Consider the following 11,298-nt stretch of genomic DNA (forward strand, 5'->3'; position numbering starts at 1 on the left):
ACTTCACCGTGGCGATGCCGGGAACGCGACGAGGGGCACGGCCGCGTTCGGCCGTGCCCCTCGTTCGTCGTCCGTCAGATCACTCGCCCGGAGTGGACTTCGCGATCTGCATCAGGAACTCGATGTTGGTGCGGGACTGCTTGAGCCGGTCCAGCAGGAGGTCGAGCGCCGCCTGCGAGTCCAGCGAGTGCAGCACCTTGCGGAGCTTGTGGATGATCGCCAGCTCCTCCGGCGCGAGCAGGACCTCCTCCTTGCGGGTGCCGGAGGGGTTGATGTCGATCGCCGGGAAGACCCGCTTGTCGGCGATCTTCCGGTCCAGCTTCAGCTCGGCGTTACCGGTGCCCTTGAACTCCTCGAAGATGACCGTGTCCGCCATGGACCCGGTCTCCACCAGCGCGGTGGCGAGAATGGTCAGCGAGCCGCCGTTCTCGATGTTGCGCGCCGCGCCGAGGAAGCGCTTGGGCGGGTAGAGCGCGGTGGAGTCGATACCACCCGACATGATCCGGCCGCTGGCCGGCGCCGCCAGGTTGTACGACCGGCCGAGCCGGGTCACCGAGTCGAGCAGCACGACCACGTCGTGCCCCAGCTCGACCAGGCGCTTCGCCCGCTCGATCGCCAGCTCCGCCACCGTGGTGTGGTCCTGCGGCGGACGGTCGAACGTGGCCGCGATGACCTCGCCCTTCACCGAGCGCTGCATGTCGGTGACCTCTTCGGGCCGCTCGTCGACCAGCACCACCATCAGGTGGCACTCCGGGTTGTTGCGGGTGATCGCGTTCGCGATCGCCTGCAGCACCATCGTCTTACCGGCCTTCGGCGGCGACACGATGAGCGCCCGCTGGCCCTTGCCGATCGGCATGACCAGGTCGATCACCCGGGTGGTGAGGATGTGCGGCTCGGTCTCCAGCCGCAGGCGCTCCTGCGGGTAGAGCGGGGTGAGCTTGTAGAACTCCGGCCGGCGCTTCGCCTCGTCCGGCTCCATCCCGTTGATGGTGTCCAGCCGGACCAGCGGGTTGTACTTGTCGCGCCGCTGCTCGCCGTCCCGCGCGGCCCGCACGGCGCCGGTGATCGCGTCACCGCGGCGCAGGCCGTACTTCTTGATCTGGGACATCGAGACGTACACGTCGTTCGGGCCGGCCAGGTAGCCGGTGGTCCGGACGAAGGCGTAGTTGTCGAGCACGTCGATGATGCCGGCGACCGGGACGAGCACGTCGTCCTCGCCGACCTGCGGCTCGCGGCCGCCACCGCCACCGCTGTCGCCCTCGCCCCGCTCGCCACGGCCGCGACGGCGGTCCCGGAACCGGCTGCGCCGGCCCCGCCGGCCGCCGCCCTCGTCGTCGTCGCCGTCGTTGTCCCGCTCGGCGCGCTGACCCCGGTCGTTGCGATCGTTGCGGTCGCCCCGATCGTTGCGGTCGTTGCGCTCCGCACGCTCGCCCCGGTCGGCACGCTCGTTGCGGTCGCCACCGCGCTCGGCCCGGTCACCACGGTCGCCGCGCTCAGCCCGGTCACCACGGTCGTTGCGCTCGGCACGCTCACCGCCACGCTCGGCCCGGTCGCCGCGCTCGGCCCGCTCGCCGCGCTCGCCGCCACGCTCGGCCCGATCGCCACCACGCTCGGCACGCTCGCCGCCGCGCTCGGCACGCTCACCGCCACGCTCAGCCCGGTCGGCACGCTCGCCGCCGCGCTCGGCACGCTCACGGCCCCGGCCCTCGGCACGCTCGCCGGTCTCGGCGGGAGCCTCCTCGGCACGGGTCTCGGCCGGCCGCGCCTCAGCCGCCGGCGTCTCGGCCGGCCGGGCCTCGGTGGTCGCGGCGGCGGCCCGGCTGCGGCGGCCACGGGTACGACCCTCGGTCGCCTCGGCGGGCGCCTGCTCGGCGGGGCGCGCCTCGGCCCGCTCCTCACGGACCTCCGCGTGCACCTCCTCACGGGCGGGAGCAGCAGCCGCGGCCGCTACCTCGGCGCGCGGTCGAGGGGTCCCGGCGGCGGCGCCGCCCTGCTGCCGCTCGGTGATGGCACTGATCAGCTCGCCCTTGCGCATGCGGGCCGTACCAGAGATGCCGAGCGACGCGGCCAGGCTCTGCAGCTCCGGCAGCAGCATCGCCGACAGGCCGGTGCCGCTCCGGCGGCGGCGCGTGGGGGCGGCGGTGGTGGCATCGCCAGCGACGTTGGAAACATCCGACGTCACGTCGGTGGTGTCGCTCAATGGATTCCTTCCCTCGATAGGCCGGAGCTGCCCGGAGTCGTGGAACCAGGTGGCCGGGCGGCCTCGGTGCACCCGCCTCGCATGGACGCGTCGCGGGAGTCTGTGACACAGCAGCCGGTGGTTTCCCGACTCACCACCATCGGTGAGCAGGTCTCGCCGCCTGCGGCGACCTGTGGAAACTGCGGTGCGGCGTGGGCCTTGGGCAGGGGTGACGGGCTGACCGCCGAGAGCTTCGGGGGTGCGCCGAACCGCAGGAAGATCGCATGCTTCGCGGCTGTGCTAGGTCTAGAGCGTAATCAACTCTTCCGACCTGCGGCAACAGGGCCCCGCTCGGCGTGTCAAAGTCTACCCCGGATGACCCGGGCACCGCTGACATCTATCGGCAACTCCCACCGGCGCCAATCTGTTCCCGCCTCGAATCCCACCGGGACCTGGGAAAGCGCCAGCACTGTCGGCCCCGCCCCACTGACCACAGCCGCCACACCCGACGCACGCAGCGCGCCGACGAGCGCCGCGGTGGCGGGCATCCCCGGCGCTCGCTGCTCCTGGTGCAGCCGGTCGACGGTGGCCGGCAGCAGCAGCGCCGGATCGGCCGTCAGCGCGTGCACCAGCAGGGCCGCCCGGCCCGCGTTGAGCGCCGCGTCCGCGTGCGGCACGGTGGCCGGCAGCGCGGCCCGGGCCACCGAGGTCAGGCCCCGCTCGGCGGGCACGAAGACGGTCGGGCGCACGGCCGGCGCCACCGGCAGCGAGACCGCCCGAGCGCCGCCCGGCTCCGTCCAGGCGATCGTGAAGCCCCCGAGCAGGCAGGGCGCGACATTGTCCGGGTGCCCCTCCAGCTCGGCGGCCAGCCGCAGCGCGGCGTCGTCGTCCATCCGCTGCTCGCCGCCTGCAACCAGCGCGCGGGCCGCCAGCACCCCGGCCACGATCGCGGCCGAGGACGAGCCGAGCCCGCGGGCCTGGGGGATGCGGTTCTCGCACTTCAGCTCCAGGCCGGCCGGCTGCGCGCCGAGCGCGTCGAAGGTGGCCCGCATGGCGGTCACGATCAGGTGCCGCTCGTCCGCCGGCAGCTCACCGGCGCCCTCGCCGGTCACCGACACCTGCACGCCGCCGCCGGTCACCTCGGCCGTGACGTCGTCGTGGCGGCCGAGCGCCAGGCCGAGCGCGTCGAAGCCGGGGCCCAGGTTGGCGCTGGTCGCGGGCACCCGGACCCGGACCGGGCCGGGGATGAAGGTCGTCGGCACCGGCTCATGCTAGGGCGTACGACCGACAAGCCAGCCGTACCGCCCGGAGCGTGAGACCGCCGTGTCATCCCGCCCGGTCCGGCACCGGCGCGTCCACCGGGTCGGTGAGCGAGAGCCGTCGGGTCGCGAACCGCCAGCCGAGCGCGTAGACGACGGTGACCAGGCCGCAACCGGCCAGCACGGTCCGCTCGTCCACCCGGTCCACCACGAGCGCCACGACCAGCTGGCTCACCGCGATGGCGAGCGTGGCCAGCATCATGTCGGTGGCGAAGACCCGGCCGCGCAGCCGGTCCGGCACCTCGCCCTGCAGCGCGTAGTTGGACAGGACCCAGTTGCTGCCGCCGCCCAGGTGGGCCAGGAAGACCAGGACCAGCACCAGCGGGAACCAGGACACCGCCGAGGCGCCCAGGTAGGCCAGGCCGTACAGCGACATGGACAGCGCCAGGCCGGTGAGCAGCCAGGCCCGGTTGCTGAGCACCCGGCGCATCAGGATCGGGCCGACCAGGGCCCCGGCGCCCCGGGCGGCGAAGAGCAGGCCCGCGCCGACCGCGCCGACGCCGTACACGCCGGCGAGCAGCGGGAAGACGGTCAGCACCCCGTTGCCCAGGCCGACCGCCGACTTCACGGTGACCAGCGCGAGCACGCGCGGGCGCTGGGCGATGTAGCGCAGCGCCTCCCGGATCGCCGCCCAGGTGCGCGGCACTGCCGCCGCCGGGTCGCGCGGCGCCTGCAACGGCCGGCGGATCGACGCGGCCAGGAAGAAGGCGGCGAGCAGGCCCGCGGCGGCCACCCAGAAGCTGACGTACGGGCCGGACGCGGCGCTCAGGATGCCGCCGAGCGAGGCGCCGACCACTGTCATCGTGCCCCAGGCCGAGCCGGCGACCGCGTTCGCCGCCGCCAGGTCCGCCGGGTCGACCACGTTCGGCAGCGCGGCCTGGGCGGCCGGCGAGTAGAACGCCTTCGCCACCGCCACCAGCGCGATCGCCGCCAGCGCCAGCCAGGCCGTCGCGGAGCTGCGCACACCGAGCAGCAGCAGGACACCGGCCAGGGCGGCGACGTTCGCCCCCATCATCACCTTGCGGCGGTCGAACCGGTCGGCCACGGTCCCGGCGTACGGCAGCAGCAACGCGGTGGTGCCGGTGTCCACGGCCAGCACCAGCGCGCCCCACACCCCGCTGCCGGTCAGCTCCGGCAGCAGCACCAGCAGCGGCACCATGACGAACCAGTCCGCGCCGAACACGACCAGCTCGGCGATGAACAGATGGCGGAAGTCGCGGTTGCGGACGAGGACGGAGAGGGTGGGCGACACGCGGGCACCCTATCGGGCCGCTCCCCCGCCGGCAGCTCGGCGCAGCAGGTCGGAGACCGTGACGAAGGTGTATCCCCGGGCCCGCAACCCGTCGATCATGTCGGGTAGGCCGCGGAGCGCGACAAGCCGCCGGTCGTCGCCCACGTCGTGCCCGAGCACGATCGTGCCGGGGCGCACGTCGGCCACGATCCGCCGGGCGTGCCCGGCCGGGTCGTGCGGGAACTCGCTCTCGACCATCTGCAGCGTCCAGAGCACCAGCCGGTAGTCCAGGCGGGCCGACGCGTACAGCACCGCCCCGCCCAGGTGCCCCCAGGGCGGGCGGAGCAGGCGCGGGGGCGATCCGGTGGCCGCCGCGATCGCGTCGTGGCTGCGGCGCAGGTCGTCGTAGACCGTCGCGGCGTCCATCCGGGCCAGGTCGCGGTGCGCCCAGCTGTGGTTGCCGACCTCGTGGCCGTCCATCCGGCCCCGGACCAGCGGGGCGTGCCGGCGCGCCCGCTCACCGACCAGGAAGAAGGTGGCCGGCACCCGGTGCTCGGCCAGCGTGTCCAGCACCATCGGCGTCCACTGTGGGCGGGGGCCGTCGTCGAAGGTGAGCGCCACCAGGGGTTCATCGGTGCGTACGCCCCAGAGGACCTGGACCCCGCCGCGGCCGACGTCCTGGTGGCCGCTGCCGAGGGTGGCGCTGGCCGGTCCGCCCGCCAGCGGGAGCCGGCGGTCGGCCACCCAGGTGCTCTCGACAGTGGCGGCCGAGCCGAGCGCGGCGCCACCGAACAGCAGCGCGGACCGGCGCAGCACGGTGCGCCGATTCCACCGGCCCGCGACCCCCATCGCGCCCCCGCACCCCACGTAGGCATCAGCTCACCGAGCGTACCGCCGGACGGGGGCCCGGTGTGTCCCGTGCGCCGAGGTGTCGGGAGGGGCCGCGCGGGCCCCTCCCGACCCCGTCACTCGGTGGGGGGAAGCGGGGAACGACGCGTCTTGGGCAGGCGGAGCACCTCGAACTGGTCCGTACCGTCGATCAGCGCGCCCGACGTGCGGGCCGGCGGCGGCGCGGCCCCGGCCCGCTCCTCGGCCCGCTCCTCGCCGCCGCCGACCGGCACCGGCACCGGAGCGGCCGCCGGCTCCGGCTCAACCGGCTCCGGGGTGCCCCGGCGCCGGGCCCGGAACGAGCCCTTGGTGTGCTCCACCATCGTGTAGAGAGTCGGCACCAGCACCAGCGTCAGCAACGTCGAGCTGAGCAGGCCGCCGATCACCACGATCGCCAGCGGCTTGGAGATGAAGCCGCCCTCGCCGGTCAGCCCCAGCGCCATCGGCAGCAACGCGAAGATGGTGGCGACGGCTGTCATCAGGATCGGCCGGAGCCGGCGGCGACCACCCTCGACCACGGCCTCGGTCACGTCCATGCCCTGGGCCCGGTACTGGTTGATCAGGTCCAGCAGCACGATCGCGTTCGTCACCACGATGCCGACGAGCATGAGCACGCCGATCAGCGCCGGCACGCCCAGCGGCGTACCGGTGACCAGCAGCAGCCCGATCGCCCCGGTCGCCGCGAACGGCACCGAGATCAGCAGGATCAGCGCCTGGGTCAGGCTGCGGAACGTGGCCACCATGATCAGGAAGACGATCGCGATGGCGGCCAGCACCGCAAGACCGAGGTCCGCGAACGCGTCCGCCTGGTCGGCGCTGACGCCGCCGATCTCGTACGTGGCGCCCGGCACGTCCAGCGCGTCCAGCCGCTTCTGCAGCTCCTGCGTGGTGGCGCCGAGGTTCGAGCCGGTTGCCGTGCCGGTGACCGAGACGCTGCGCTCACCGTCGATCCGGGTCACCTGCTGCGGGCCCTCGACCTGGTTGACGTCCGCGATCGCGTCCAGCGGCACCGCGCCGACCGGCAGCGCCCGCAGCTCCTCAACCGTCAACGGCGGCCGGGCGCCGCTGCTCAGGACCACGGTCTGGGCCGTGCCGTCGAGCGTGACCTGACCGAGCGGCGCACCCCGGTACGTCTGCGCGACGAGCTGCCCGACGGCCGCCTCGGTGAGCCCGGCGCGGGCCGCGGCCAGCCGATCCACAGTCACTTCGACGCGCGGCACCTGGGTGGTCAGGCTGGTGGTCACGTCCTCCACGCCCGGCGTGTCGGCCATCGCGGCCCGTACCGCCTCGGCGGCCCGGGCCAGCGTCTCCTGGTCGGCGGCCTGCACCACCACCTCGACCTGGTTGGCGGAGGCGTTCTGCCCGCCGCCGAACGTCAACTCGCCGACCTCCGGGCCGAGCGCGTCGAACTCCTTGCGCAGGCCCTGGCGTACCGTCGCGGCGTCCGTGTCGTCGGAGAGCGACAGCGACCAGGTGGCCCGGTCGCTGCCGCCGCCGGCGAACGGATTGTCGCCACCACCGGCGCTGACCTGGTAGGTCTCCACCCCGCGGGTACGCCGCAGCACCTCCTCGATCCGCGCGGCGGCCCGGTCGGTGCCGGCGAGCGAGGTGCCGGCCGGCATGTCCTGCCGGATGGCGAGCGTGTCCTGGCCCGAGTCGTCCAGGAAGTTCGTCTCCAGCTTCTGCGCCAGCCCGAACGTGCCCAGCAGCACCAGCAGGCCCAGGCCGACGGTCGCCCACCGGGTCTTCCGGGAGCGGGTGGCGAAGTCGATCACCGGCAGGTACGCCCGCTGCAACGGGTTGCGCAGCTCCTTCTCCTCGGCGGCCCGCCGGGCGGCGTCGTCAGCGCCGCCGCGCGGCCGCAGGAACCAGTACGCCAGCACCGGGATGACTGTGAGCGACACCAGCAGCGAGGCGAGCAGCGCCACCGTCACGGTGATCGCGAACGGGGCGAAGAGCTGCCCGACGAAGCCGCCCACCAGGGCGATCGGCGCGAACACGGCCACCGTGGTGAGCGTGGAGGCGGTCACCGCGCCGGCCACCTCGCGTACCGCGGTGAGGATGGCGTCCCGCTTCGGCTCGCCGTACTCCAGGTGCCGTTTGATGTTCTCCAGCACCACGATGGAGTCGTCCACCACCCGCCCGACCGCGATGGTCAGCGCGCCCAGGGTGAGCAGGTTCAGCGAGTAGTCGCCGGACCAGAGCACGATCAGCGCGACCAGCACGGACAGCGGGATGGAGACCGCGGTGACCACCGTGGAACGCACCGACAGCAGGAAGACCAGGATCACCACCACCGCCATGACCAGGCCCAGCAGGCCCTCGGTGGTCAGGCTCTCGATGGACTTCTCGACGAACGGAGCCTGGTCGAAGACCACTGTCAGCTCGGCGCCCGCGGCGGCGCCCAACTCGTCCAGCCGGTCCCGGATCTCGTGCGAGATCTCCACCGCGTTGCCGTCCGGAGCGGCCGTCACCGCGATGCCGAGGCTGGGCTTGCCGTTGGTACGGGTCAACGAGGTCGCCGGCGCGAGCTGCTGCTCCACCGCCGCGACGTCGCCGAGGCGTACCGGGGCGGCGGGCGCCGTGGTGAGCACGATGCCGCGCAGGTCGTCGAGCGTACGGATCGGCGTGCCCACCTGCACCGGCAGCGACCGGTCACCGTCGGCGAGCGCGCCCGCCGGCACCGCAACGCCGTTGCTCTTGAGCGCCGACGCGATGGCTGTCGGCGCCACCCTGGCGGCGGCCAGCTTCGCCGCGTCGGGGGTGATCGTCACGACCTGGTTCCGGGCGCCGGTGACGTCCACCGAGCGAACGCCGTCCACCGCCTCCAGCTCCGGCACGACGGCGGTGCGCAGCTTCTCCGCCAGCGCCCGCTCGTCACCGTCACCGGTCGCGGCGACCACCACGGCGGGCAGATCGTCGGTGCTGCCGGCGATCACCTGCGGATCGACGCCCTCGGGGAGCTGGGCGTCGATCCGGTTGAGCGCCGTCTCCATCTTGTTGACGACGTCGTCCAGGTCGGTGCCGAACTCGTACTGCACCTGGACCGTGGCCGAGCCCTCGCGCGAGGTCGAGGTGACCTTGTCCAGGCCCGGAATGCCCTTGAGGCTGTTCTCGATCGGCTCGGCGACCTGGGATTCGACGATCTCCGGCGCGGCGCCCGGGTACGTCGCCACGATGAACGCGGCGGGAAACTCCAGCGACGGCAGGAGCTGCTGCTTCAGCGACGGCACGGCGAACAGGCCGAACGCCGTCGTCACCAACGCGACGAGGGCGATCAGGCCCCGGTTGGCGAGACTGAATCTGGCGAGCAGCGACATCGGCGTTATTCACTCCTGAAGAGGGGTTTGCGGGGCCCTGAGTCTGCCGCACGCCCCGACACTCCCGGCATCCGCCCCAGCCGATGACATTGCCGCCCTCGGGGTCGCCCGTGCCCGCCTTGATCGACTCCACTTCGCCGGGGTGGCTGCGTCCCACGCGCCCCGATCCCGCCACCTCCCCGAGCTGGAGTAGATCAAGGTTCGATCCGGAAGCGCGGACACCCGAGGCGGGCGGGGATGCCCTTGTCGGTCCGACCCGGAAGCGCGGATGCGCGAGGCGGGCGGGATGCCCTTGTCGGTCCGACCCGCCACCACCCGACCCTCGGGTGTGGCCACCCCGCCCCACCTCAACCGGCCCGCCCGGGCACTCGGCCCCCGCCCCCACCGTTGATCCACTCCACCTCGCCGAAGTGGCTGCATCCCACCCGCTCGGATCCCTCCACCTCCCCGAAGTGAAGTGGATCAAGCTCGGGGATGCCACCACCTCCCCGAGCTGGTGTCGGAAGAGCACGCCTGCCAGGGCGAGGGGCGCCATGCGCTGTTGCGTGCCGGTTTTGCGGAAGCACGGAAGCGAGGCGAAGTGCGGTCGCGGGGGCGGGGGCGGGGGCGGGGGCGGGGGCGGGGGCGGGGGCGGGGGCGGGTGGGATGCCACAGTCGGGTCAGCCCGCCACCACTCGGCACCCGATGCGGCGGCACGGCCACCCCACCCACCTCGCTCGGCCTGCCCGCCCGCGCACATCACTTCCGGCCACGAGCCCACCCTTGATCGACTCCACTTCGCCGAAGTGGCTACTTCCCACCCACCCCGACCCCGCCACCACCCCGAACTGGAGTGGATCAAGGAAGGGGACTCCACCACCTCCCCGAACTGGAGTCGATCAAGCGCGGAGCATGCCGCCACGTACCCCGAAGAGGCGTGGGTCAGGGAGGAGGTTGCGCCACGCGCCCCGAAGTGGCGTGGGTCAGGGAGAGGGCTGTCGCCACGTGCCCCGAAGAGGCGTGGGTCAGGGAGAGGGCTGTCGCCACGTGCCCCGAAGAGGCGTGGATCAAGGAGAGGACTGCCGCCACCTCCCCGAAGTGGCGGCGATCAGGGCGGAGAAGGCCCTCGAAGTGAGGTCCGGGAGGGAAGCGCGGACCCCCCGTGAGGTCCAGCGAGTGCGTCACCAAAGGGCCCCGGAAGGTGTGAGCCGGGCCGGGGAACGCCCAAGGAGACGGAGAGATCAGACCAGGTCGAGGGAACGCGCGGCGGCCAGCGCGTCGTTGGCGATGGTCACCGGCGCCGGCGCGGTCGAGATGGCCCACTCCGGGTCCTTCAGACCGTGCCCGGTGACCGTGCACACCACCCGCGAACCGGCCGGTACCTTGCCGGCGGCGGCCTGCTGGAGCAGGCCGGCGACGCTCGCCGCGCTGCCCAGTTCCACGAAGACGCCCACCTCGCGGGCCAGCAGACGGTACGCCGACAGGATCTCCCGGTCGGTGACCGCCGAGATCAGTCCGCCGGAGGCGTCCCGCGCGTCGAGGGCCTTGGTCCAGCTCGCCGGGTTGCCGATCCGGATGGCGGTGGCGATCGTCGACGGCTCCGGCACCACCTGACCGGTGACGATGGGGGCCGCGCCGGCGGCCTGGAAGCCGTACATCCGGGGGGCCTTCGTGGCGTTGCCGTCGCGCAGGTCCTCGGAGTAGCCCATCCAGTACGCGGTGATGTTGCCGGCGTTGCCGACCGGCAGGCAGTGGATGTCGGGCGCGTCGCCGAGCGCCTCGACGATCTCGAAGGCGGCGGTCTTCTGCCCGTGCAGCCGGTCGATGTTGACGGAGTTGACCAGCGCGACCGGGTAGTCCTGGGCGAGCTTGCCGGCCAGCCCGAGGCAGTCGTCGAAGTTGCCCTGCACCTGGAGCAGCTTCGCGCCGTGCACGAGCGCCTGGGCCAGCTTGCCCAGCGCGATCTTGCCCTGCGGCACCAGCACCGCGCAGGTGATCCCGGCGCGGGCCGCGTACGCGGCGGCGGAGGCGCTGGTGTTGCCGGTGGACGCGCAGATGATCGCCTTGTCACCGGCCTCGACGGCCTTGGAGACGGCGACCGTCATGCCCCGGTCCTTGAACGAGCCGGTCGGGTTGGCTCCCTCGACCTTGAGCCAGACGTCCGCGCCGACCCGGGCGGAGAGCACCGGCGCCGGCAGCAGCGGCGTGTTGCCCTCGTGCAGGGTGACGACGGGAGTCGCGTCGGTGACCGGCAGCCGGTCCCGGTACGCCTCGATCAGTCCCCGCCACATGTCGCGCTCCTCGCCTCTGTCGCCCCGCTCCGGGGCCTGCCAACAGCGTGGACCAGCCTGCCCGGCCGGCCACCGGCACACCCTGCCTTAA

At 73.3% G+C, this 11,298-nt stretch carries 6 protein-coding genes; all 6 read right to left on the reverse strand.

The genetic code is table 11. The annotated features are described in order from the left end of the window. Window positions 1–79: 79 nt before the first annotated feature. The 6 genes from rho to thrC all read right to left on the reverse strand — a co-directional run bounded on the left by rho (window position 80) and on the right by thrC (window position 11,207). The gene (gene rho / locus AMK25_RS13105) at window positions 80–2,200 is read right to left on the reverse strand and encodes a transcription termination factor Rho (protein ID WP_073828676.1); all 2,121 of its coding nucleotides are present in this window, start codon (window positions 2,198–2,200) and stop codon (window positions 80–82) included. A 338-nt stretch (window positions 2,201–2,538) separates the two neighbouring features. After that, on the reverse strand, window positions 2,539–3,441 hold the full coding sequence (gene thrB, locus AMK25_RS13110; protein ID WP_073828677.1) for a homoserine kinase: 903 nt from the start codon (window positions 3,439–3,441) through the stop codon (window positions 2,539–2,541). Between the two features lie 64 nt (window positions 3,442–3,505). Continuing rightward, on the reverse strand, window positions 3,506–4,750 hold the full coding sequence (locus tag AMK25_RS13115) for an MFS transporter (RefSeq protein WP_073828678.1): 1,245 nt from the start codon (window positions 4,748–4,750) through the stop codon (window positions 3,506–3,508). A 9-nt stretch (window positions 4,751–4,759) separates the two neighbouring features. Beyond that, complete coding sequence (locus AMK25_RS13120) at window positions 4,760–5,578, reverse strand: polysaccharide deacetylase family protein (RefSeq protein ID WP_073828679.1); 819 nt, start codon at window positions 5,576–5,578, stop codon at window positions 4,760–4,762. 116 nt (window positions 5,579–5,694) lie between these two features. Continuing rightward, window positions 5,695–8,937, reverse strand: coding sequence for an efflux RND transporter permease subunit (locus AMK25_RS13125; protein ID WP_073828680.1), 3,243 nt, complete (start codon window positions 8,935–8,937; stop codon window positions 5,695–5,697). Window positions 8,938–10,157: 1,220 nt separating this feature from the next. Next, complete coding sequence (gene thrC, locus AMK25_RS13130; RefSeq protein WP_043328624.1) at window positions 10,158–11,207, reverse strand: threonine synthase; 1,050 nt, start codon at window positions 11,205–11,207, stop codon at window positions 10,158–10,160. Window positions 11,208–11,298 lie beyond the last annotated feature (91 nt).

The organism is Micromonospora sp. TSRI0369 (genome assembly GCF_001905625.1).
Lineage (GTDB): Bacteria > Actinomycetota > Actinomycetes > Mycobacteriales > Micromonosporaceae > Micromonospora > Micromonospora echinospora_A.

Bases quoted from the DNA above. Each gene is read 5' to 3' on its own strand.
- AMK25_RS13120 (WP_073828679.1), bottom strand. From the start codon at position 5,578: ATGGGGGTCGCGGGCCGGTGGAATCGGCGCACCGTGCTGCGCCGGTCC.
- AMK25_RS13125 (WP_073828680.1), bottom strand. From the start codon at position 8,937: ATGTCGCTGCTCGCCAGATTCAGTCTCGCCAACCGGGGCCTGATCGCC.
- thrC (WP_043328624.1), bottom strand. From the start codon at position 11,207: ATGTGGCGGGGACTGATCGAGGCGTACCGGGACCGGCTGCCGGTCACC.